Origin of the sequence: Streptomyces corchorusii (genome assembly GCF_001514055.1) — a bacterium.
Taxonomy (GTDB): domain Bacteria; phylum Actinomycetota; class Actinomycetes; order Streptomycetales; family Streptomycetaceae; genus Streptomyces; species Streptomyces olivaceoviridis.
Genome location: NZ_KQ948368.1, coordinates 60904 through 84202 on the forward strand (window position 1 = coordinate 60904; position 23299 = coordinate 84202).

A 23299-nucleotide genomic window follows, 5' to 3' on the forward strand; every position below is an offset into this window, starting at 1 on the left:
GTGGCACGGCACCTGTCGATCACATGGTGCCTGGTACGGCCCCGGAACCACGTGCTTCATCGAGAGGTGAACGAGTCGATGCACCCATCGCCGACGCGTTTCTCCGCCCCCACGTGTGAGCGACACCGTCGTCGACACCCGCCGGATCACCCTGCCTGTCGGCTCCGCAGGACCCCGCCGCCTCCATGAACCGACTCCGGCGGGCCAGGCCCCGTCCGTCCGGCGAACCCGCGCGAAACGAGGCGACGGCGGCGGAACGAAGCCCGGGCGAGGCACCGTCGGCCCGCCGCCCGCCCGGCGAAGGCAGCGCACGCTCACACGCGCCCGGTGAGGAAGCGGCCCGTGGCCGCCGCTCCGGCGCCTGATCTCCCGAGGACCCCCCATGCACCGTTTCCGACGCACGTACGATTCCGGCGGAGCCGACGACCGGCGACTGCCGCTGCGAGGCCGGGAAGAGGAGATGCGCTTTCTGCGCGCCCGCTTCGAGGCCCTGCTCCGGGGGCACGGCGGTGTCGTCCACCTCGAAGGGCCGTCGGGCAGCGGCAAGACCCGCTTGCTGGCCGAGGCCCGTGCCGTCGCGCTCCAGCGGGGAATCCGGGTGTTCCAGGCGAGCGCGGATCCGGATGACCAGTTCGTCCCGCTGGGCCCTGTGCTGGACGGTGTGTCGACGGGTGGCGGAGCGCTCTTCGACACCGACAGGCTCCGTGGCCTCGCGGCGGCGCCCGAGCAACGGTTCTGGCTGCTCCAGGAGTTGCAGGACGGACTCGAACGGGCGGCGCTCGACACTCCGCTGCTCATCACCGTGGACGACGGCCAGTGGCTGGACGACATGACGCTGCTGGCCCTGCGCGTACTCCCGGCCCGGCTGGCCGACCACCGGATCCTGTGGATCGTGGCCGCACGCAGCGGGATCCAGGCGCCTGCCGTGTCCTCGGTCCTGGAGCACCTGAAGAAGTCCGGTGCCCGGCACCTGCGCCTCAATGCCCTGACCGACGAGGACGTCGCCGGGGTCACCGAGGACGTCCTCGGGGCGCCGCCCGACGCCGGGACCCTGCGTGCCGTCCGCCGCGCGCAGGGCGTCCCCCTGCTCCTGATCGAACTGCTGCGTGGCCTGCGCGACGAACACGCCGTGATCGTCGAGAACGACAGGGCACGGATCACCACCGACCGTCTTCCCGCCAGTTTCCACGCCTCCGTGCGACAACGTATCGACCAACTCGGCGCACCGGCCCGGGACGTGGTGCGGACCGCGTCCGCGGTGGGCCGCAGTGTCACCGTCGGCCTGCTCGCCGAACTGCTCGAACGGCCCCTGGCGGCACTCATCGCACCGGTACAGGAGTTGCTCGACACCGACCTGCTGTTCGAGGAGGACGACCGCCTGCACTTCCGCCATGACCTGATCCGCGAGGCCGTCGAGAGCGGCCTGCCCTCATCGGTGCGTACGGCGCTGCGCCGTTGCGCCGCGGACGCCCTGCTGAAACGGAACGCACCGCTGACCGAGGTGGCCGCCCTGCTGGTGGACAGTGCGGAGCCGGGCGATCAGGCGGCCGTCCGGTTGTTGCGGACGGCCGCGCAGGAACTCGCCGCCACCTCGCCGGCGTCGGCGGTGCACCTCAGCCGCCGGGCGCTGGCGCTGACGGCCGAAGACGACCCGGAACGGTCGGCACTCCTTGCAGAAACGGTTCTCCTGCTCTGGCAGACGGGACAGCCGGCCCAGGCCAGACAACTCGCCGCCACCGCGCTGCCGGGTGAGCTCGAACCGGAGGCCGAGGCACGGTTGCGGCTCGGCCTGGCACGCGTGTCGAGCCAGTACAGCTTCGCGGAGGCGGCCGAGCAGGCCGGCGTCGGAGCCGCCCTCGCCGGCATTCCGGACACACTGCGAGCCGAACTGCTGGCACTGCGCTGCCTGAACCTCTCCATGATGGGCGATCTCGACGCGACCGCCACCGTGGTGGCCGAGACACTCAAGGTCGCCGCACGGGCCCACAACAGGACGGCCTGGGCCACGGCGACCGCCGTCGAGTCGGTGGTGCGCTTCTACGAACTGGACTGGGACTCCGCGTTCGCACGCGCGAACCAGGCCGCGGCCGTGGCGGCCGACGTGGGGATCAACCATTCGCTCTGGGTACCGGAGGCCCTGTGGAAGGCCTTCCTGCTCAACGCCGCCGGCCGCTCACCCGAGGCGCTCGCCGAGTCCCAGGCCGGCATTCGCGAGGCGCAGCGGCAGGGCCAGGCGGCGGCCACGTACCTGTGGACCACGATCCGCGCCCGGGCCCTGCTGGACGCGGGCCGGCTGGAGGACGCCCAGGTCGAGGCGGAGGCCGCGGCCGCCATGTTCGACGACCTGAGCACGGGCAACTTCGCCGACACCACCCTGCTGTACGCGCTCGGCCGTGCCGCCGTGTACCGGAACGACCTTGAGGCGGCCCGGCGGTACGCGAAGGAAGCCGAACGCATGCTGGACGATTCGGCGATCCTCGTACGCAACTCCGGCTCCTGGCTGATCGCGCTGGTGGCCGACGCCGAAGGCCGTCCCCACGAGGCCATGCGGGTCCTCGACGAGGCGGTGGGCACGTTCGACGAGGCCGGACCCTCCCTCGCGACCCCCGATGATCCGGCCGACCTTCCCGTCTTCGTCCGCATGGCGCTGCGGGCCGGTGCGGTGGAGCGTGCGGCTGCCGCGGTGCGGATCGCCGTGCACCGGGCGGCCGTCGGCTCGCGGTTCCCGATCCTGCCGGCGGCGGCGGCCCACGCCCGCGGGCTGTTCGACAACGACCTGTCCCTCCTGCTGCGAGCCGTCGACCTGTACCAGGACATCCCCCGCCTGCTCCCCCGCGCCTCGGCACTCGAAGACGCCGGACGTAAACTCCTGCCCATCCGTACGGTGGACGCGGTGCCGTACCTCGACCGGGCACTCGACCTGTACACCGAGGCGGGCGCCGAGCGAGAGGCGGCGCGGGTCCGTCGTCGGCTGCGTGCGGCGGGGGCACCCCGGCGCCGTACGACGTCCAGGGGCACCGTCAAGGGATGGCCGGAGCTGACGGTCTCGGAAGTGACGGTGATCCGGCTGGTGGCGCAGGGGCTGACGAACAGACAGGTCGCGCAGCGCCTCGACAACTCACCGCACACCGTGAACACGCACCTGCGGCACGCGTTCACCAAACTCGGGACCACCTCCCGGGCGGAACTCACCGAGCTCGTCAGGGCCCGTGAACACGTAGAGTGACCGCTTGGTATCACCTGGGCGTCCGCCGGACTCCCTGAAAACGCGCGATGTCGCGCCGTGCCCCGTCTGTCAGGATCACTCCGATTGCTCCGCCGAATCCCTCGGCGAAGGCGTTGATCGCTCGAACAACGGGCCGATCCAAGCAGGTGGACATCATGGAGACCAGGACACACGACGCCCGGGGTGCCCATGTGGGGTTGTCACTCTCCGGACTGGACGAGGAGCAACGCGACGCGCTCTCGGTGGCCCTCGGGCTGCCGCCCGGACACGTCGCGGACGGCACGGTGGTCGCCCGCGCTCACCTGCTGGTGCTGCGGCACGAGGCGGCGGGACACCCACTGCTCCTCACCGCCGACGATCCGTCCGCCATCCGCCGGCAGACCAGGACGGCGCTGGAGGTCCTCGCCCACGAGCCGCCGGGAAGCAGGGCCGGCCCGGACGCGGGCAGCCGTTCCCCGTCGGCGGATGTCCCCGGGCTGCTCGTGCGGCCCGGGGACGAGGAGGCCGCGGACCGGCTCCTGCACCATGCCTTCCCCGCCATGCCCCTCCACCAGAGGCGGCACGTGCTCGCCGGGACCGGGAGAACCCCGCTCGCCCTGCTGCGCCTGCCGGACGCTCCCCCCGCCGTTCGGTTCCCACCCGTGGAGGCGCTCCCGGAGGTGGTGCCCCTCACCGAGGGCGTCGAGGCCCTGTTCGGCATGCGCGTCGGGCGGCTGCCCGCAGCGACGCGCGCCGCCTTGCTGCTGGCCGCACTTGAGGGCGAGGGCGACATGCACGTGCTGCGGGGGGCGGAAGGCGACGCGGCCCGGGCCGCGCTGGAAGCGGCCGAGACCGCGCAGCTCGTCGAGGTGGACGACGAGGCCCACCGGGTGCTCTTCCGCCATCCGCTGGTCCGGTCGGCGGTCGTTGGTTCCTCGACCCGTGCCGAACGGCGCCGGGCACACCGCGTACTGGCCGGCCTCGTGGGCGACCCCGACCGGCGTGCGTGGCACCGGGCCGAGGCCTGTGCCACCCCCGACGAACCAACCGCGGCGCTGCTGGAGAAGACCGCCCACCGCACCGTGCGACGAGGAGACGCCACCGCCGCGGTCACCGCTCTCGTCCGTGCCGCGGACCTCAGCCCGCACCCGGCCGACCAGAGCCGCCGGCTGGCCGAGGCCGCCTACCTCGGCGCCAGCGTCACCGGAGAACTGGAGAACGCGTCGGACCTGCTGCGCCGGGCCCGCACCGTCGCCACGGGAGGCCGCGGCTCCCTGCACGCCGCCGCGGCCACCGCCCTCGTCCTCCTCGAAGGCGACGGCACCGTGGAAACGGCGTACCGGTTGGTGGTGGACGCGATCGAGGAGGGCTCCCACGGATACGACGCGACCGACAGCGAACTGATCGATGCCCTGTCGACGCTCCTGGCCATCTGCGGGTGGGCGGGCCGGGCGGAGTACTGGCCGCCGCTCCTGCGGGCGATCGACCGCCTGGTTCCCGAGCCGCCGGAGGAGCTGCGGCTCCTGCGCGAGGCCGTCCCCGACCCCGCCCGCGCACCGCAGGGCACCCGGGGACGTCTGGCGGCACTGGTCCGGAACCGGGCCGCCGGGGCACCCGGCAGTCTCGTCCGGGTCGACACCGCCGCCGTCTTCCTCGATCTGCTCGCCGACGGCAGAGCCGGTGCCTGGCAACTGGTCGAGAGCGGCCGGGCCGGCCACGCTGTCGCCGGCGGCCTGGCCGGGTTCGTGCACCTCTGCCTCGACGACTTCGTCACCGGACGCTGGGAGGAGGGCCGGCGCCTCGCCGACGAGGGCCTGGCTCTCGCCAGGGCCCACGGCTACGCGTTCACCGGCTGGTACTTCCTGTTCCACCTGGCCCTCCTCGCCGCGGCACGGGGCGATGAAGCCGGCTGGACCTCCTGGGCCGACGAACTGACCCACGTGACCACCCTGCGCCGGGCCCACGGCGCCGCCCGCTTCGCCCATCACGCCAGAGCGCTCGGCGCCCTCGGCCAAGGCGACTTCGAGGCCGCGTACCACCACCTCTGCGAGGTCAGCCCGGCCGGCGCCCTCGCGCCGAACGCCCCGAACGCCGCGTGGGTGGCGCTGGATCTGGTCGAGGCCGCCCTGCGCACCAACCGGCGTGCGCAGGCCGAAGCCCATGTACGCGCCATGGCGGAGGCCCGCTCGGGCGGCGCCTCACCGCGGTTCGCGATGCTCACCCTGGCGGCCCGCGCCCTCGTCGCCCCTGACGCCGAAGCCCTGCTCCTGTTCCGGGCGGCCGTCGACTCACCCGGCGCGCGGGACTGGCCGTTCGACCACGCGCGGGTGCGGCTGCTGTACGGCGAACGCCTACGACGCCTGCGCATGGTCACGGAGTCCCGCCACCACCTGGGCGCCGCCACGGAGACCTTCAGACGCCTGGGTGCCGCTCCCTGGGCGGCGAGGTCGGCCACGGAGCTGCGGGCCGCCGGCCGGCCGCGGTCCGGACCCGCCGCCGACAGCGCCGCCGCCGACGGCGCCGCGCCCGCGGGGCTGACCTCGCAGGAGATGAAGGTCGCCTTCCTCGCCGCCGAGGGGCTGACGAACAAGCAGATCGGCGAACGGCTCTTCCTGTCTTCCCGCACGATCAGCACCCACCTGTACCGGATCTTCCCCAAACTCGGCATCAGCTCGCGGGCGGCGCTGCGCGACGCGCTCTCCCACCTGGGGGCGACGGCCGACGACATGGACCGGACCGGATGACGTGGACCGGTGCCGGGGCCTGCGAGGGTGCAGGTAGGTATGGAGAGGCCGCGAGCGACGGGGGCCCTCCTCGACGGCAACCGGCGCGGGATGCCGGTGACGTCGGTCGCACCGGTCCGGAAGGCGGGGGTCCGTGCCCGCGGGCACTGCGATGGCGGGGTGGCGTATCCGTGGGCGCTCCGGTGGCGGGCGGTGCGGACCCGGGGGTGCTTCTCGGCCGCGGAGGTGTCCGACCCGCGCCGCCGGTACGGCGGGCCCTCGGTGCGCGGCCGAGGAACACGTCACGTGCCTCGCACGCCGGTCCCGGTGCCCGGCTGTACTGCCGGGCCGTCGTCACGACTGCCGTGTCCCGGGCGCACGCCGGTTCAGGTGCCGTACAGGGCGGCCACCGCACCCCTGTCCAGCGCCCCCTTGGCCGTGTGGGGCAGGGACGGCACGATGGCGAGGCGCTCCGGCACCTCGTAGGGGGCCAACTGGTCACGGCAGTGGGCGAGGAGATCGGGCTCGGTGGCGGTAGCGCCCCCGGCGAGCACGACCGCCGCGCCGACACGCTGGCCGTAGGTGGGATCGGGCACGGCGAAGACGGCGGCCTCGGTGACACCGGGGGCGCCGGCGAGGACCTCCTCGACGTGTTCCGGGGAGATCTTCTCCCCGCCCCGGTTGATCAGGTTCTTGATCCGGCCGGTCAGGTACAGCCGGCCCGCGGCGTCCTGGTAGCCCAGGTCACCGGTGCGGAACCAGCCGTCGTGGAAGGCGGCGGCCGTCTCGGCGGGCTCGGCCAGATACCCCCGCGCGACCGCCGGGCCGTGCACCCAGAGCTCGCCCTCGGTGCCCACGGCGCACGGCTGTCGGCCCGCGTCGAGGACACGTATCTCCCCGGCGGTCGGCCGGCCCACGGAACCGGCTGTGCGGTCGCGGGACGCACCGAGCGGTTCGCTCGCGGCCTGGTGGGTCGTCTCGGTCATCCCGTAGGCGGACAGCACGGGTGCGTCGAGCAGGCTTTCCAGGGCGCGTGCGGTGGCCGCGGGGAGCGGGGCGCTGCAACTGCGGGCGAACCGGAGGGGCAGGGCCGACCGGCCCGGGTACTCCCCGGGCGCGCGCCCGAGCAGGATCTGGTGGATGGTGGGCACGGCCGTGTACCAGGTGGCGGACACCGCGCGCATGTCGTCCCAGAAGGTGTGGGCGGTGAACCGGCCGCGTTCCGGCAGCAGCAGGCGGCCTCCGGTGGCGAGCGTGGCCAGCAGTCCGGCCAGCAGCCCGTGTCCGTGGAAGAACGGCATCGCCGCCACCGTGGCGTCGGCGGGGGTGAGTTCGTAGGTCGTCGTGATGCCGTGCAGGGACGCGGCCACATTGGCGTGGGTCAGCGGGACGATCTTGGCCTGGCCCGTGGTGCCGGCCGTGAACAGGGCGAGGGCGTCGTCCCCGGTCAGCCGGTCGGCGGCGCTGTGCGGGGCGCCGTCCGCCGTGGTCGCGGCGTCCAGTGCCACGCCGTACCGCCCGCCGCCGGACCGGCGTACCGTCAGCGGCCAGTGCGGCGGGCCGCCGACCGGCCGCGCGGGCGGGGGCACCGGCGGGCCGGTGAGCACTGCCTGGGCTCCGAGGGCGGTGTAGCGGCGCCGTCGTTCCGCTTCCGGCAGGGCCGGATCGACGGGCGCGAGGACCAGGCCGGCGCGGGCCGCGCCCAGCAGGGCGACGACGAACTCCAGGTTGTCCGCGCTGACCAGGCCGACCGGCCGGTGCGGGTGCAGCCCCGCCGCCAGCAGACGGTGGGCCAGTTCGTCGGCCAGGGCGGCGAGGGTCCGGTACGACACCGTCTCGCGGGCCTCGCCGAGGACGAGTGCCGGGGCGTCCGGCCGGTCCCTGACCTGAGCGTCGATCACGTCGTGCAGGCCGCTGATCCGCGGCGGCCGGCAGCCGCCCGCATGAAGGTCGCCGGTGCTGACTGCGAGAGACACATACACTCCTGACTTCACGCCCGAGTTAGGTTGCCATTATGACTCACATTAGAGTGCAACAAACCTAAAGTGATGTCAGCATGAGTCAGGCAACTACTGAATACAAGGGAGGCTGACTGACATCATGACGAGTGCAGAGCTGACCGATGGTGCGCACCTCGTGGTGGACGCGCTCACACTCAACGGCGTCGACACCCTCTACGGCCTGGTCGGCATCCCCGTCACCGACCTGGCGCGGCTCGCCCAGGCGTCCGGCATCCGGTTCATCGGCTTCCGGCACGAGAGCAGCGCCGGCCGGGCGGCGGCAGCAGCGGGTTTCCTCACCGGCCGTCCCGGCGTGTCGCTGACCGTGTCCGCGCCCGGCTTCCTGAACGGTCTGGTGGCCCTGGCGGAGGCGACGACCAACTGCTTCCCGGTGGTGCAGATCTCCGGCTCCAGCGAGCGGCACATCGTGGACCTCAAGCAGGGCGACTACGAGGAGCTGGACCAACTGGCCGCCGCCCGGCCCTTCGTGAAGGCCGCCTACCGGGTGAGCCGGGCACAGGACATCGGCCGGGGCGTGGCGCGGGCGCTGCGCACGGCCGTGTCGGGCCGTCCCGGCGGGGTCTACCTCGACATCCCGGCCGCCGTACTGGGCGAGACCCTCGACGCGGACCGGGGCGCGGCATCGCTGTGGCGGCTGGTGGACCCGGCACCCCGGCAACTGCCCGCGCCGGAGGCGGTGGACCGGGCGATCGAACTGCTCGCGGGCGCCGAGCGACCGCTGGTCGTCCTCGGCAAGGGCGCCGCGTACGCCCGGGCGGACGAGGTGATCCGGGAGTTCGTCGACACCACCGGCCTGCCCTTCCTGCCGATGTCCATGGCCAAGGGGCTGATCCCGGACGACCATCCGCAGTCCGTGGCCGCGGCCCGTTCGCTGGCGCTGAAACGGGCCGACGTGGTGCTGCTCGTCGGGGCACGGCTGAACTGGCTGCTGGGCCACGGTGAGCCGCCGCAGTGGAACCCGGACGCGAAGTTCCTCCAGATCGACATCGAACCCACCGAGTTGGACAGCAACCAGCCCATCGCGGCGCCGCTGGTCGGAGACATCGGCTCGGTGGTCGGCGCGCTGGTGGAGCGGATGAAGCCGGGGCAGATCACCGTAGCGGAGGCATGGCGGCGGGAACTCGCCGAGCGCACCGAGCAGAACACGGCGAAGATGGCGGAACGGCTGGCCGCCGACCCGCATCCCATGCAGTTCTACGGCGCCCTGCGGGCGATCCGGGACGTACTGCGCGCCCACCCGCACACCTATCTCGTCAACGAGGGCGCCAACGCGCTGGACTTCGCGCGCAACGTCATCGACATGCAGGTGCCCAGGCACCGCCTGGACAGCGGCACCTGGGGTGTGATGGGTGTCGGCATGGGCTACGCCATCGCCGCGGCCGTGGAGACGGGCCGGCCGGTCGTCGCGGTGGAGGGCGACAGCGCCTTCGGCTTCAGCGGCATGGAGCTGGAGACCATCTGCCGGTACGGCCTTCCGGTGGTCGTCGTGATCCTCAACAACGGCGGCGTCTACCGCGGCGACGGGGTCAACCCCGCCTCCGCCGACCCCTCCCCCACCACCCTCTCGCCCATGGCCCGGCACGAGAAGCTCATCGAGGCCTTCGGCGGACGCGGGTACCACGTGGAGTCCCCCGTGGAGCTCGCCTCGGCACTCACCGAAGCCCTGGAGTCCGGGCGGCCCGCGCTCATCGACTGCCACATCGATCCCACGGCGGGCACGGAGAGCGGTCACCTCACGAACCTCAACCCCAGCGTGGCGGTCCGGCCCTCCGGCACCGGCGAGTAGGGCCTCCCGCCCCGCCCCCCACTCCTCAAGAAAGGGATGCACGACCATGTCACAGCTGCCCCTCACCGGAATCAAGGTGATCGACTTCACCGGCGTCCAGGCGGGCCCGGCCTGCACCCAGATGATGGCTTGGTTCGGCGCCGACGTACTGAAGGTGGAGCGCGTCAACGGCGGTGACGTCACCCGCCACCAGCTTCGCGACATACCGGACGTCGACGCCCTGTACTTCACGATGCTGAACAGCAACAAGCGCTCCCTGGCCATCGACACCAAGACACCCGAGGGCGAGGAGATCATGGAGAAGCTGATCCAGGACGCCGACGTCCTGGTGGAGAACATGGCCCCCGGCGCCCTGGACCGGATGGGCCTGGGCTGGGAGCACCTCCACAAGCTGAACCCCCGGCTGATCTTCGGCTCGGTCAAGGGGTTCAACGACGACTCGCCGTGGTCCGACCTCAAGGTGTACGAGAACGTCGCCCAGTGCGCGGGCGGCGCCGCCTCCACCACCGGCTTCTGGGACGGCCCGCCGACCGTCAGCGCCGCCGCGCTCGGCGACAGCAACAGCGGGATGCACCTGCTGATCGGCATTCTCACCGCGCTGCTGGACCGCGAGCGCACCGGCCGGGGCCAGCGCGTATCGGTGTCCATGCAGGACGCGGTGCTCAACCTGTGCCGGGTCAAGCTGCGCGACCAGCAGCGGCTGGAGCGGGTGGGCTACCTGGAGGAGTACCCGCAGTACCCGAACGGGACGTTCACCGACGTCGTCCCGCGCGGCGGCAACGCCGGCGGCGGCGGCCAGCCCGGCTGGGTGCTCAAGTGCAAGGGCTGGGAGGAGGATCCCAACGCCTACATCTACTTCACCATTCAGGAGCAGGACTGGGGGCCGACCTGCCAGGCGCTCGGCAAGCCGGAGTGGATCGACGACCCGGCGTACAGCACGGCACAGGCCCGCCAACCGCACATCTTCGACATCTTCGCCGAGATCGAGCGGTGGCTCGCCGACAAGACGAAGTACGAGGCCGTGGACATCCTGCGCGAGTACGGCGTCCCGTGCGCTCCGGTGCTGAGCATGAAGGAGATCGCCTACGATCCCGCGCTGCGCAGCAGCGGCAGCGTCGTGGAGGTGGAGCACAAGGAGCGCGGCACCTATCTGACGGTCGGCAGCCCCATCAAGTTCACCGGGTTCACGCCGACGATCACCGGTTCTCCCCTGCTCGGTGAACACACCGACGAGGTGCTGGCGTCGCTCCGGTACAGCGAGGAGGAGATCACCGCGCTGCACGAGAAGAAGGTCGTCGTCTCGCACGACTGACCGGCCCGCACGTCACGGCGCTCCGGGGGACGTTCCCGGGAGCGCCGTGACGTGCCGGGATCCCGCGCGTGCCATCCCTGCACGCCGCTGTCCCGCAGTCGTCCGGCGGTCGTCCGACGGATCCGTGTCCATCGCGCGATCGACTGATGCAGGGGCGATCCGACGGGGTCGGCATGGTGCGCGCCCATCAACGGAATCCGCGTCCTGTGTGCCGCGGAACAAGTCCTTGGAGAGGACGGGGAGATGACCAGGACGACCATCGCGCATCCGCCGGCGGACGCCGCGGGACGGCCTCCCGGGTCCGGCGCGCGCCGCGCCCGGCGTGTGTTCCGGGGCCGCCTGGGACACATCGCCGCATTCGCCGTCGGCACCTCGCTGTTCGCGGCGGCCTGTGCCGGCGCGGGGCAGGAACGGCAGGGCGCGGAGAGCGGCCGGGAGGGCCGCCCGGCGGGCTCCGCGGCGCCGGCCGGCACGCTCACCTCGCGACAGGCGCGGCACGCGCTGCTCACGGAGGCGTACCTGGGGTCCCGGTGGACCGAGGTGACGGACTCCGCCGACCGGCACGACGGTCTGCTGCGCGGCACCGTGAACGCCCGGGACTGGCTCACACACGAGGAGGACGCCGCGGTCTGCCGGCGGTTGCTCGACCGGCTGGGCGACGACCGGATCCTCGGGACGCCGCTGCCCGGCACGCAGGCCGTGGCCGTGTTCGACGCCGACGACGGCAACCGGCTGCGCTACGCGGTCGGCACCTACTCGGCAGACCGACTCCGCGCGGAGCGACGCTGGTTCGGCACCCTGGCGCAGACCTGCGGTGTCTTCGCCGCCACCCGGCCCGACGGCAGTACGGAGAACGTACGGGTCACGTCCCTGCCCGTACCGGAGGGCGACGGCACCCGGCAGGCGCTGTCGGTCGTCGCGAAGGGGACGGCGCAGGGCATGCCGTTCACCGTGTCGGTCGACGTAGCCCTCGTCACCTCGGGCGACAGCGCGATCACAGTGATCAACGGCGGCCTGGCCGACGCTTCCCACGTCACCACCGGGCTCGCCGTACGGCTGGGGGCACCGCGGCTGACCGCGGTGCTGGCCGGGGGCACTCCCCCGCCGCAGCCGACGGGCCCGCTCGACTGAGGTCGCGCGCCGGACGGGCCGGCGCCCGCTGGGCCATGGCGGCGTATCGGGTGGCCGTGTCCACCCGGTGCCGCTCGCGTGTCAGGTGTCGGCCGGGCCGGTGACAGGTCCACCACGGCCTCGCCGGCAGGCCGGGGAGCGGGTATGCGGACCGTCCCGGCGGGGGCCGGCCCACACGTTTCCCGTACTGGACCGGTGTCGTGGGGTCAGGCGGGGCCACGTGTTCACGCGGTACGGGCCCATGATCTGCTTCGTTCGCCGTCCTGCCGACCACGGGTCCAGCCTGTCGCGCCGGACCGGGATCGGGCGTCCGTCATGTAACGCCATGCCGAGACGTCCGGTGGTGGTCCCCCTGTTCCGGCGGGGGCGGCGGATCAGTGCGGGACGGGGATGACGGCGCGGAGCGTGGTGCCCTCCTCCGGCGTGTGCCGCACGGTCAGCGTGCCCTCCAGTACGGCCACCCGGTCGGCGACCGCCGCCAGGAGCGCCGGCTCCGGGCCGTATCCGGGCGCCGTGCCGTCGTCCGCGACCGTCACCACCAGGTCCGGGCCCAGCTCGGCCACCACCCGCACCCGGCCGGCCCCGGCGCCGTGAACCGCCCGGCTGAGCGCGTCCCTGACCAGGAAGTACGCGTGCATCTCCACGGCGCCGGGCAGCCGTCGCCGCAGGTTCCCGACGACGGCGACGGGTACCGGCCACTGCTCGGCGAGGGCGGTGAGCGCGGCCGTGAGCCCGCGGAGTCTGAGCACGCTCGGATACAGCGCGGCCGTGACCTCCCGGACCTGGGCCAGCGCCTCCTCGGCGTCCCGGGCAGCGTCGTCGAGCAGCCGGGCCCCCGACGACGGCACGCTCCCTCCGCCCAGTTGTTCACGGGCCAGGTTCAGGCCGAGCAGCAGCGAGGCCAGACGTTCCTGGACACCGTGCTGGAGCGAGCCGGCTGCGGTGCGGCAGCGGTCGGCGCACACCTGCGCGGCGAGCACCCGTGGCAGCTTGTCCTCCAGCGAGGATTCCCGGGTCGCGCCGGACGCGCCCGTGCTCGCGCGGAAGAGGTACAAGGCCGCCTCGCCGTCCGGCCGGGCCAGGGGCACCAGGGACCACTCGACGTGGAGGAGGGAGCCGTCCGCGTGGGTGAGGGTGCCACACCGGCGGGAAGGGGCCGTGTGGTTTCGCGACCGCGCGCCGGGGTGTCCGGCCGGTCTGCCGTCGGTGCCCAGCAGATCGGACGGACGGGCGTGACCCGTGAACGCGGCAGCCTGCGGATTGGCGTACGACACCCGGTGATCGGCGTCCACGGCCCAGGCCGGCTGCTCAATGACGTCAAGGATGCTCCTCAGTTCGTCGGCGATTGACGTCATCGCCCCTCCCCTTTCCTGGAAATGTCGAGAACGTGTCTCGATGGCACGACTCTTCCAGCGGACGACCCCGCAAGGCATCCGTCATTTGACGTGGGCCTGCCGCGAGGTCATGCCGAGGAGGGCCGGCGGTGAGGGCGGGCGGTGAGGGCGGGCGATCTGGCCGCGTCCGGTGCGGGGTGTACCCCGATCCGCACCCGCGCGCCGGGGAGCGCCCCTGAACGAAGGCGGCCCTGCTGTGCGGGACCTGGTCTCGCGGGGTCATCGCCACGGCGTCACCCGGTGCGGGGGGCGGCGTACCCGGCGGATCGGTCCTGGACCTGGGTCCGCAGGACGTCGACACCTCGCTCGCCCTCTTCCGTCTTCGCCGGCCCGCTTACCGGTACGGCGTCCGGCGCCGCTTCGGACGGGAGCCGCGAAGACTGGTGACGCACCGGCAGGGGGGCGGGAAAGGCGTCAGGAGAATCCGCAACTCATTCCATGAGGTGTGTCATCCGGTCCCACTCCATACGTGCCCCTTCGTATCCCTCGGGAACGAGGCGATAGGTGTCGAGGAGCCACGTGGTGATGGGCTCCGCCACCATCTCGAAGAGGGCGGTGTGGGGGGCACGGCCCACTTCCAGCCAGAGGAACCACTCGCCGACCCCGGCGTTCTCCGGCCACACGCTGACATCACCCTCGCCGGCGCTGCCCGTCAGTCCGTCGGCGAGCAGTTCCCGGGAGAAGACCCACCGCACCGGATGCTCCCCCTCCGAATCGAGGATCAGCGTGACGGCGTAAGGGTCCCGCTCACTGTACGAGAGTTCGCAGCTGATCATCACGGGAAGCCGTTTGGCGACCCAGTACGTGGCCGCGAAGGTGAGATGCGCTCTTCTCATTCCGTCCGCTCCCGGCCGGACGAAGAGAGGTGGTGATTCGGTGTTTCCGGGTGTTCCATCGGCTCACTTCCCTTTTCCGGTGCGCGGCCGTCCCGCACCACCCCGTACCGCGTCCTCATCATGCGGGTCGTTCTCGGCCGCTCCCATCCGTCATATGACGGTCATGGGCCGAAGGCGCGGAGAGAGGGGGTGGCCATCCGTTGGCCTTCCTCCACGGACGCCGCTCCGGACCGCGACGCCCGGAGAAGGCCCGGGCCACGGGCTGACCGGGTGTGTGGGTGAGCGGGGTGGCCTCAGCGAGGGCCTTCCTCGTCCGGCCCGTTCCGTTCGAGGCTCGTGTAGAACACGGAATGCCCCTGCTTGAGGCGCTGCACGCTATTCCGGGCGACCAGCCCTTCGAGGGTCGTACGCACCACGGTCGTCTTGATGACGCGGTCCGGGTGGGCCTCGCTCAGCGCGGTGGCGATCTCCGCCGCCGAGCACGGCTCCGACTGCTCGGCCAGATGGGCCCGGATCAGGGCGACCAGCGTCGGCGTCTGCTTCCGCCGGACGACACCCGGCGCCGAGGCGGTGGGCAGGCCGTACCCCTGCGCGGGCGCGGACACCGGGGCCTGCTGGAGCGGGATGCCGCTCTCCAGCGCCTGCCGCATGGTCGCGAGCACCGTGTGGTCGTGCTGCAACGTCAGCAGGCGAGCCTGAAGCGACTCGATCTCGCTGCGGACCTGGTCCTGCTCCTGCACATTCCGTTCGAGGTCCTGTGCCAGCTGGGAACTGTAATGCGTCAACAGCTCAGTGGTGGGCGACTTGGCTTCCGGCATGCCGCGGACCCTCCCTGTGGTTCGGCTCCTGGACGAAGGCGCTACGTCGATGTGTGTCACGCGGGGGCATGTCTCATGTACTGCCACACATACTACGTCTCGTCCTCTTGCCATGGCTGTTCCGGTGCCACCACATGGGTTCACCTTGGTGTCACCCCTCTACTGGAACCAATCTCAGGTGAAACCAACCAAGTGACGACTTAGTTCTCCCATGAGCAGGTGAAGCGTGCGAACGCGCGTTCAGCGCAGTGGGCGCACCGTGCGGCTCGGTCGGCGGCAGGCGCCGACGGCCTCCACCAGCCCGGTCAGAAGCAGGGCGAGACCGGCGAGGGATGCCAGTTGCCCCAGGGACGAGAAGGGGAAGGCGGTCATGAAGAGACCGGCCGAGACGATCACCGCGTTCAGCAGGTCGTCGTAGGCGACTACGTGCACGACCGAGGACGGCATCATCGAGACCGCCATAGTGAAGCCGCGCAGGAGCAGACCGAAGCCCGTCCACAGCCCCAGCAGGAACACCGAGTCGGCGTGGCCCCGGAAGAAGGAGACCGCCAGGAAGAGGACGACGCCTCCGCCGGCCGCCAGCAGCCAGCGGACGGGTCGTGGCACCCTCGCCTCCCGCGCGGCGAACAACTGGAGCACGCCTTGGACGGCGAACTGCACCCCGAAGACGACCCCTGTCGCCATCCGGGTCGGTCCCGGCATCAGCAGCAGCGTGCCGCCGACACCCACGGAGACCAGGGCCCCGGTCAGTCTGGTGACGCGGTTGTGTACGCGGATGCCGCGGACCGCGCTCACCCTCGCCCGGACCGGGACAGCCCGGTCCTCGAACCGCACGGCTTCCATCTGCGCCATCTCTTTCACTTCCCCGTCCCTCGGGACCGGGGCACGTCCAGTGCACCCGGCACACGTGCTCGTCATGGTGGTGGTCCGGCCGGTGATCGGCGGGCCTTCAGTCTCACGGCCGGTCTGCCGTCCCGGCTGTAGTGCGGTCTCGACAACATCCACGGGACATCCCGGAGGCCGGCATGGGGAGGGCCCCACAACCGGGCGGCGGTGCCGGTGGGCAGGCACACGTGCCGGGCCCGCCGGGTGGGGCGTGTGAACCCGGGAAGGACCGCGGCGAACCGCTGCGCGGCGTTGGGGGCGTCAGCGGCGGACGGTCCGGTGAGACACCGTGGGGTTCTCCCGACTTCCCCCTGGGGAGCACCCTCGTCACGGAGCCGGCTTCCCGGTCTTCCCCCGCCGCTCATCCCAGGTGGGCATGGTGCTCCGGGGACGGCAGCTCGCGTGGGCCCTGCCGCCGGTCGATCCGCCAGTCCGCCACCGCCAGCAGCAGCGCCGCCAGGATCGCGATGATGCCCGCGCCCACCGACGCGGCGACAGCGGCGGACGCCGAGCCGTGGGCGCCCCTGAGCAGGTAGTACAGCCCCGGCAGGACGGCCGTACCGACGGCCCCGCCCAGCCGCTGGCCCGTCTGGAGCGCGCCGCCCGCTACCCCCGCCATGCTCACCGGGACCTCGCGCAGGGTCATCGTCACGTTGGGCGAGATGACGAAGCCGCTGCCGATCCCGCTCACCAGGAGCGCCGGTACGACCGCCCAGATCGCGGTGGACCCCGGGACCAGCCACAGCAGCAGCGCGGTGGCCGTCAGGCCCGCCGTCACCGCGACCAGGCCCAGGACCGTCAGCAGCCGCCCCAGGCGCCGCACCAGCCGGCTGGCCACCACGGCGGCTGCCGCGGAACCGAACGCGAACGGCGTCACCGCCAGTCCGGACTCCAGCGGTGAGTAGCCCAGCGCGTCCTGGAAGTAGAGGGCGAAGACCAGCCAGATGCCGCTGAAGCCGACGAAGTAGACGGTGGCCAGCCCGGCCCCCGCCGCGTAGCCTCGCACCCCGCGCAGCAACTGCGGGTCCAGCAGGGGTTCCAGGCCACGCGCGCGGACACGGCGTTCCCAGCGGGCGAAGCCCCACAGGAGCAGCGCGCCGACGGGGAACAACCACGCCATGCGGCGCAGCCCGCCGGAGTCGGCCTCGACCAGCGGCAGCATCAGCGCCAGGACACCGGCACCCAGCAGGCCCACTCCGACCAGGTCGAGGTGCCCCCGTACGCCGGGGGCCGACCTGGGCAGCAGCCGGCGGCCCAGGAGCAGGGCCGCCGCACCGATGGGCACGTTGACGTAGAAGATCCACCGCCAGCCGTCCGTGCCCGTGGCCAGGGCGAGGATGACGCCGCCGGTGATGGGGCCGACGGCGCTGGAGATGCCCACCGTGGCACTGAACAGCCCGAAGGCGCGCGGTCGTTCGGCGTCCGCGAAGAGCTGCTGGATCAGCGCGGAGTTCTGCGGTGCCAGGAAGCCGGCCGACACACCCTGGGCGAGCCGCGCCGCCACGACCAGCCCGATCGTAGGGGCCGCGCCGACGGCCGCGCTGCACACGACGAAGGCGGCGAGCGCCACGAGGAAGATCCGCCGGCGGCCCACGGCGTCGCCCAGCCGCCCCGCCACCACGAGGGCGAGGGCGAAGGTGAGCGCGTAGCCCGACACGACCCACTGCACCGACGACGGCTTGGCGCCCAGGTCGCGCGCCATGGACGGCAGGGCCACGGACACGATCGTCACGTCCAGCAGGATCATGAACCCGGCGACCAGGGTGACCCAGAGGGCACGCCACCGGTTGGGGTCCTGCCCGGGGCCCTGTCCGGGGTCCTGTCGGGCGTCGGTCCGGGCATCGGTGCGGAACAGAGGGCTCACCACGACTCCTTTCGCCACTGTCCCGCAGTGTGCGGGCGGGGCGAGCCGGCGCACATCGCATGAACATGCGGTGAGGCGGTGATGCGGAGGGCCGGCGGAGGGGGTATCGCCGTCGGATGACGGATGCCTCCGCCCGCGCGGCGGCCCGCCTACGGTGAACGGGTGCGGCACGGTGCTCGACACAGTGGGCGGGGCGCCCGGACGGGGGAGGCGTCGGCCATCCCGATGCCCACACCCGGCGACGACTTCGCGCTGGCGGCCGGGTTCCTCGTCAGCGAGGGTGTGCTCGGCCCGGTGGAGGAGCCGCGGACCGTGACGTACTGCGCCGTCGTCCGAGTCGGCGGCGTCGAGCCGGCGTCCGGCCGCGCGGACCTGGCGGCCGTTCAACTCCTCACAGGACCTGGCCGAGGTCGAGCCGGAACGCGCGCCCGTCCTTCCCGGCCACGAGCCGGCCCAGGCTCCGCCAACGGGCGTCCGTATCCCATGTCGGCAGACGCCGAGCAGGTGGTCGGCGTCTGCCGGGGCGGGCGGCGGGACGATCCTCCGGCTCAGTCGCCGCGCCGGAGGGCCCCCGTCGTCCTCGCCCCGGCCTCGCCGCCCGGCACGGCACAGGACGAGGCAGGGCAGGGCAGGGCGGGGTCAGGCGAGTCCTTCCTCCTCGGTGAGCCGGTGCCCGATCCTCCGTACCAGTGTCGGAGAGAGCAGGACGGCGGCCAGTGCCACCGCTATCCAGGCGCCGGCGGTGATCGGCAGCCAGAAGGCCGCACCCGTCGGGTAGGGCACGATGTTGCGGTACAGCGTGTAGCCGAGCACGGCCACGGTCGCGGCGGGGATGATCATTTCCCGGCGCGGTACCCGCCGGGTCCGCATCAGCATCCCGGCGGCGCCCACCGTCGCCAGCAGGTACACCACCAGAACGATCAGGGTCCCCACCGTCCCGATCCACGCCCAGGGCAGGGCGACGGGCACGCGGGCCACCCATCCGAAGACCACCACGGACGCCACCATCACGGCGAAGGCCACGCCGACGGCCCCGACCGGTGTGCCGTACCGCTCGGACACCCGGGTGACCACCGTCTCCCTGGTCGTCGCCGCCCGGGACAGGGACAGCAGCATCCGGGAAGCGCCGATGAGACAGCCGATCGCGCCGCCCAGCGCCGAGACCGTGGTACCGACCGTGACGATGTCGCCGACCCAGGAGGACAGGTAGGCCGCGCCCAGATCACCGTACAGCGAACCGCTGGCATGGAGACGGGCCAGATCCGAGGAGCGGGTGCCGAACCCCATGACCTCCACGGCGCTGGTGACGATGTAGAAGACGCCGCCGATCAGTACGGTCCCGATGACGGCCCGGGGGATGGTGCGGCGCGGTTCGCGGGCTTCCTCTCCGAGGGTGGCCGCGCTCTCGAAGCCCGCGAAGGCCAGGAAGCCGAACACGGCGCCGAGGAAGAGCGCCGAACTGCCGGTGCCTTCGGCGGGCCGGAAGACGGACAGGGTGAACTCCTGGCCCTGCGGGCCGTGCGCGGTGCTGATCCGGTAGACGACCACCGCGCTGATCAGCAGGATGAGTACGACGGTGGCTCCCTCTATCCACAGCAGCAGGTCGGCGCCGCGTCGGGCCGGGAACACCGTGATCACCGCCGCGGCCAGCAGGACGAGCAGGGCGATCAGGTGGGGCAGCCAGTTCGGGGGGTCGGACAGGAGGCCGAGCGACTCGATCAGCGAGGTCGAGAAGATGGCGGCCGAGTAGGCGCTGCTCATGCCGAACAGCAGATAGGTGCCGAGCAGGCACCAGCCGGCGACGGTGCCCGCGCGGGCGCCCAGGGTGGCGCCGACGAAGCCGAACACCGATCCGGACGTGTTGAAGTGCTGGCTGAGCCGCACGAAGCTGTACGACAGCAGGAGCACGCCCACCGTGGCGATGGCGATCGCCAGGGGAATGGCCCGGCCGACGGCGGGCTCGGCGCCCTGCGGGTTGATGTTGGCGGACAGGGTCGGGCCCATGACGCCGATCGATACGCCGAGCACCTGCCACAGGCTGAGGTTGCGGCGTAGCCCGGCGGGCGCGCCGCCGCTTCCGCCTCCGTCGCGCGGACGCTCTTTCTCCCCGCTGGCTCGGACGGTTCCCGATGTGTGGTCGACGGGCATGGACGCCCTCCCGGTTCGGTTCTCGCACTGTTCACGGAAAACTTGTCAGACAGGATTTGCGGAAGTCTGACGTGAGTGGAGGCCACTGTCACGGAGGTGAACGACGGGTGTCAAGAGTTTCTCGGTGCCTTGACAGGACGCTACTTGTCTGACTTCAATTCGTACTTGTCAGACAACAAATCGGCCTCGTGGCCGTCCGACCACCGGAGATGAAGGCGTCAATGCTGAACTTCGACACGGACCGTTTCCTGCGCATCCAGTCCGGCGCGATCGACCTGGCCGACGGGCTGCGGGACGCGGTCGCCCGGTGCCTGCGCGAGGGTGCGCAGAACCTCTTCTTCGTGGGTTCCGGCGGAGCCGGCATCCTGATGCTGCCTGCCGCCCGGTTGCTCCAGACCCGCTCGACCTTCCCGGTGCACGTCGAGGCCCCGGCGGAGCTGGTGGCGGGCGGCTCGGTGCACCTGGGCCCGCACTCCGTGGTGGTCATCCCGTCCCTGTCCGGCACCACGGCGGAGAGCGTCGAGGCGCTCGGGTACTGCAAGAGCCGGGGCGCCACCGTCATCACGCTCACCGGGCACGCGGACACCCCGCTCGCCGAAGGCGCGGACCACTCCTTCGTGAACTTCGCCGAGGACGACACCTCCTGCGAGTCGTTCTACCTGCAGTCCCTGATCCTCGCCCTGGCGCTGATGCAGGAGCGCGGCGAGATCACCGACTACGACGAGGTGGTGGCCGACCTGAAGCTGCTGCCGAAGCTCCTGGTGGACGTCAAGCAGGGCTTCGAGGAGCAGGCGGAACGGTTCGCCGCGCAGATCCAGGACGAGCCGTACCACATCATCACCGGGGCGGGCTCCACCTGGGCGGAGGCCTTCTACTACGGCATGTGCATCCTGGAGGAGATGCAGTGGATCCGTACCCGCCCGGTGCACGCGGCCGACTTCTTCCACGGCACCCTCGAACTGGTCGAGAAGGACGTCAGCGTCATCACCTTCAAGGGCGAGGACGACGGCCGTGCGCTGGTCGAGCGGGTCGAGGCGTTCGCCCCCCGCTACACCGACAAGCTCTCCGTCTTCGACACCGCCGCCTTCGAACTGCCCGGCGTCGGCGCCCGCACCCGGTCGCTGATCTCCCCGGTGCTGCTGGCCACGGCGTTCGAGCGGGTCAGCGCGCACCTGGAGGTCAAGCGGGACCACCCGCTGACCACGCGCCGCTACTACAAGCGCGTGTCCTACTGACACCGGCGTCCACCACGAGAGGAGAGCCCGTTGCTGTTCGCCACGGTCGGGGACAACACCATCGACGAGTACGTCGGTACCCTCAGCAGGAGCTACGTGGGCGGAAACGCCCTGAACGTCGCGGTCGACCTGGCCCGCGCTGGCAACGCCTGCCGTTACTCCGGCGCCGTCGGCCCCGACCGGGCGGGTGCACGCGTCCGGGCGGCCCTCACCGCCCACGGCGTGCGCACCGACGGACTCGTGGTGCTGCCCGGCCACACCTCGGTCTCCCGGATACGGGTGGACGCCACCGGCGACCGGTCCTTCGAGTACGAGGACTTCGCCGTCTGCGCCCAGTACCGGCCGGACGAAGCCGAACTGGAGCGGCTCGGCCGGTGCGGCGCCGTGCACATCGGCATGCTGCCGGCCGAGTCCGCCGCACTGGTCCGCCGCACACTCGCCGGCCGGGGCGTGCTGCTCAGCCAGGACTGCGCGGTCACCGAGGGGTTCGACGGACTCGGCATCGCCTTCTGCTCCGCCGGCGAGGACGTGGCCCACGCCCGCCTGCTGGCCGGTCAGGCGATCGCCGGCGGAGCGGCACTGGCGATCGTCACCTGCGGTGCGGCCGGCAGCATCGGCCACGACGGGCGCTCCTGGTGGCAGGTGCCGGCCCTGCCGACGAACGTCGTGGACACCACGGGCGCGGGGGACAGCTACATCGCCGGTTTCCTCGCGGCGCGGACCGCCGGAGCGGACGTCGCGCAGTCGATGCGGGCGGGCTCCCGCACCGCCGCCGAGACCTGCGCCCACGAGGGAGCATGGCCGCAGGAAACCGTTCCGGCCGGGTGAACGGCCCCCGGTGCGCGGGGGCGTCCGCCGTACGCTCCCGCCGCACGGCGCTCGTCATACACTGTGCGGTGCCTCAGTCCGCAGCCGGATCCCTCCGCCCGACAGGAAGCCCCACATGCCCGCAAAACGCCCCATGTCGGCCCAAGTGCGCGACCGGCTGGTGGAGTTGTTCCGGTCCCGTGGGCTGGTCCCCGGCGACCAGCTGCCGAGCGAGGCGGAGATCGCGGAGCTGTGCGGGGTCGGCCGGTCCACCGCCCGGGAGGCGCTGAAGCTGCTGGAGCAGGAGGGCATGGTGGTCGCCGAGCGTGGCCGCGGACGGTTCATGTCCCCTCTCGGCGCGCTGAAGGTGGAACGTCCCATCACCCGCTTCGAGTCGATCAGCAGCATGCTGGAAGCCCTGGGCTACCAGGCGCACACCGTCGTGCTCTCCGTCGCGGAGCAGGCTCCGGGCGATGTCGTCCGCGAGGCGCTGGGCCTCGCGGACGACGACACGGTGATCCGGCTGGAACGGCTGCGGTCCGACGGCGACGACCCGCTCGTCTACAGCGTGGCCAGCATCGTCCGGGACGCGATTCCGGGCCCTGTACGGCACTTCGACTGGAGCGGGTCGCTGAGCGACATGCTCGCCGCCCACGGCCATCCACCGGTGTCCTCCGCCGCCCGGCTGAGCGCGGTGGAACTGCCCGAGGACGTGCAACGGCGGTACTCCTTGGGCGGCTTCGGGCCCTGGCTGCTGATCTCGGAGACAGTGATCACGCCCGCGGGGCGCCCGGTGCTGTACGCGGAGGACTACCACCGGGGCGACGCCTTCGCCTTCAACGTACTGCGCCGCTGAACCGGTCCTCCCCTGCCCGCCGGCGCCGGCGGCCAGGTCCGCACGCGCGGGGCCGTCGCCCTCGGTGAGGTACGGCCGCCTGGGGCGGGCCGCGCATCTATCAGCGGATGGAGTTCACCTTCTGCGGTCTGGACACCTCCCTCTACAGCTCCACCGCGTCCGAGGGGGAGACGGCGCTGTACATGAGCCTCTTCCTCGACTGATCCGCTGGCCGCGCGCCCGCGGGTCAGGGCGATGTGCCTTAGGCTGTCCCGATGAACGCCCGGTCGAGTGGAGCA

General features: G+C 72.2%; 15 protein-coding genes and 1 pseudogene. 9 read left to right on the forward strand and 7 right to left on the reverse strand.

What is annotated here, in order from left to right; genetic code table 11:
• Positions 1-382 precede the first annotated feature (382 nt).
• Both AQJ11_RS35830 and AQJ11_RS35835 read left to right on the forward strand, forming a co-directional pair.
• A complete protein-coding gene (locus AQJ11_RS35830) occupies positions 383-3226 on the forward strand; it encodes a helix-turn-helix transcriptional regulator (protein ID WP_079082559.1) in 2844 nt (947 codons plus the stop codon).
• Between the two features lie 155 nt (positions 3227-3381).
• Positions 3382-5949: a helix-turn-helix transcriptional regulator gene (locus AQJ11_RS35835; RefSeq protein WP_059266139.1), complete on the forward strand. Its 2568-nt coding sequence runs from the start codon at positions 3382-3384 to the stop codon at positions 5947-5949.
• Between the two features lie 365 nt (positions 5950-6314).
• On the opposite strand, the gene AQJ11_RS35840 is transcribed toward AQJ11_RS35835, so the two are convergent.
• Positions 6315-7904, reverse strand: a complete 1590-nt coding sequence (locus tag AQJ11_RS35840; RefSeq protein WP_059266059.1) for a FadD7 family fatty acid--CoA ligase — start codon at positions 7902-7904, stop codon at positions 6315-6317.
• Between the two features lie 124 nt (positions 7905-8028).
• Here AQJ11_RS35840 and oxc point away from each other — a divergent pair, with 124 nt between their 5' ends.
• The 3 genes from oxc (at position 8029) to AQJ11_RS35855 (ending at position 12178) form a co-directional block, all read left to right on the forward strand.
• Positions 8029-9735, forward strand: coding sequence for an oxalyl-CoA decarboxylase (gene oxc / locus AQJ11_RS35845; protein ID WP_059266060.1), 1707 nt, complete (start codon positions 8029-8031; stop codon positions 9733-9735).
• Between the two features lie 46 nt (positions 9736-9781).
• Positions 9782-11047 carry a formyl-CoA transferase gene (gene frc, locus AQJ11_RS35850; protein ID WP_059266061.1) on the forward strand — a complete coding sequence of 422 codons (1266 nt, stop codon included), beginning with the start codon at positions 9782-9784 and terminating at the stop codon, positions 11045-11047.
• A gap of 243 nt (positions 11048-11290) precedes the next feature.
• The gene (locus AQJ11_RS35855) at positions 11291-12178 is read left to right on the forward strand and encodes a hypothetical protein (RefSeq protein WP_244218526.1); all 888 of its coding nucleotides are present in this window, start codon (positions 11291-11293) and stop codon (positions 12176-12178) included.
• Between the two features lie 374 nt (positions 12179-12552).
• On the opposite strand, the gene AQJ11_RS35860 is transcribed toward AQJ11_RS35855, so the two are convergent.
• The 6 genes from AQJ11_RS35860 to AQJ11_RS35885 form a co-directional block, all read right to left on the reverse strand.
• Positions 12553-13533, reverse strand: coding sequence for a sensor histidine kinase (locus tag AQJ11_RS35860; RefSeq protein ID WP_059266062.1), 981 nt, complete (start codon positions 13531-13533; stop codon positions 12553-12555).
• A 470-nt stretch (positions 13534-14003) separates the two neighbouring features.
• Positions 14004-14408, reverse strand: coding sequence for an SsgA family sporulation/cell division regulator (locus AQJ11_RS35865; protein ID WP_015493139.1), 405 nt, complete (start codon positions 14406-14408; stop codon positions 14004-14006).
• A 293-nt stretch (positions 14409-14701) separates the two neighbouring features.
• The gene (locus AQJ11_RS35870; RefSeq protein WP_059266063.1) at positions 14702-15226 is read right to left on the reverse strand and encodes a hypothetical protein; all 525 of its coding nucleotides are present in this window, start codon (positions 15224-15226) and stop codon (positions 14702-14704) included.
• A gap of 240 nt (positions 15227-15466) precedes the next feature.
• Positions 15467-16078, reverse strand: a complete 612-nt coding sequence (locus AQJ11_RS35875) for a DUF308 domain-containing protein (RefSeq protein WP_014669682.1) — start codon at positions 16076-16078, stop codon at positions 15467-15469.
• Positions 16079-16472: 394 nt separating this feature from the next.
• Positions 16473-17975, reverse strand: a complete 1503-nt coding sequence (locus AQJ11_RS35880; protein WP_058085115.1) for an MFS transporter — start codon at positions 17973-17975, stop codon at positions 16473-16475.
• 639 nt (positions 17976-18614) lie between these two features.
• Entirely contained in the window at positions 18615-20123 is a 1509-nt protein-coding gene (locus tag AQJ11_RS35885) for an APC family permease (protein WP_244218527.1), read from the reverse strand.
• 221 nt (positions 20124-20344) lie between these two features.
• Here AQJ11_RS35885 and AQJ11_RS35890 point away from each other — a divergent pair, with 221 nt between their 5' ends.
• From AQJ11_RS35890 to AQJ11_RS47185, 4 genes and pseudogenes are all read left to right on the forward strand, one after another.
• The gene (locus tag AQJ11_RS35890) at positions 20345-21358 is read left to right on the forward strand and encodes an SIS domain-containing protein (RefSeq protein ID WP_014669678.1); all 1014 of its coding nucleotides are present in this window, start codon (positions 20345-20347) and stop codon (positions 21356-21358) included.
• A 30-nt stretch (positions 21359-21388) separates the two neighbouring features.
• A complete protein-coding gene (locus AQJ11_RS35895) occupies positions 21389-22186 on the forward strand; it encodes a PfkB family carbohydrate kinase (protein WP_014669677.1) in 798 nt (265 codons plus the stop codon).
• Positions 22187-22301: 115 nt separating this feature from the next.
• Positions 22302-23021 (forward strand): GntR family transcriptional regulator, encoded by a 720-nt coding sequence (locus AQJ11_RS35900; protein ID WP_237281305.1) that lies wholly within the window; start codon positions 22302-22304, stop codon positions 23019-23021.
• 98 nt (positions 23022-23119) lie between these two features.
• Positions 23120-23224: pseudogene (locus tag AQJ11_RS47185) on the forward strand (GNAT family N-acetyltransferase); the annotation flags it as partial.
• Positions 23225-23299 lie beyond the last annotated feature (75 nt).

Coding starts and splice junctions, on each gene's coding strand:
- AQJ11_RS35830 (WP_079082559.1), top strand. CDS start 383: ATGCACCGTTTCCGACGCACGTACGATTCCGGCGGAGCCGACGACCGG.
- AQJ11_RS35835 (WP_059266139.1), top strand. CDS start 3,382: ATGGAGACCAGGACACACGACGCCCGGGGTGCCCATGTGGGGTTGTCA.
- oxc (WP_059266060.1), top strand. CDS start 8,029: ATGACGAGTGCAGAGCTGACCGATGGTGCGCACCTCGTGGTGGACGCG.
- frc (WP_059266061.1), top strand. CDS start 9,782: ATGTCACAGCTGCCCCTCACCGGAATCAAGGTGATCGACTTCACCGGC.
- AQJ11_RS35855 (WP_244218526.1), top strand. CDS start 11,291: ATGACCAGGACGACCATCGCGCATCCGCCGGCGGACGCCGCGGGACGG.
- AQJ11_RS35860 (WP_059266062.1), bottom strand. CDS start 13,533: ATGACGTCAATCGCCGACGAACTGAGGAGCATCCTTGACGTCATTGAG.
- AQJ11_RS35865 (WP_015493139.1), bottom strand. CDS start 14,408: ATGAGAAGAGCGCATCTCACCTTCGCGGCCACGTACTGGGTCGCCAAA.
- AQJ11_RS35870 (WP_059266063.1), bottom strand. CDS start 15,226: ATGCCGGAAGCCAAGTCGCCCACCACTGAGCTGTTGACGCATTACAGT.
- AQJ11_RS35875 (WP_014669682.1), bottom strand. CDS start 16,078: ATGGCGCAGATGGAAGCCGTGCGGTTCGAGGACCGGGCTGTCCCGGTC.
- AQJ11_RS35885 (WP_244218527.1), bottom strand. CDS start 20,123: ATGCCCGTCGACCACACATCGGGAACCGTCCGAGCCAGCGGGGAGAAA.
- AQJ11_RS35890 (WP_014669678.1), top strand. CDS start 20,345: ATGCTGAACTTCGACACGGACCGTTTCCTGCGCATCCAGTCCGGCGCG.
- AQJ11_RS35900 (WP_237281305.1), top strand. CDS start 22,302: ATGCCCGCAAAACGCCCCATGTCGGCCCAAGTGCGCGACCGGCTGGTG.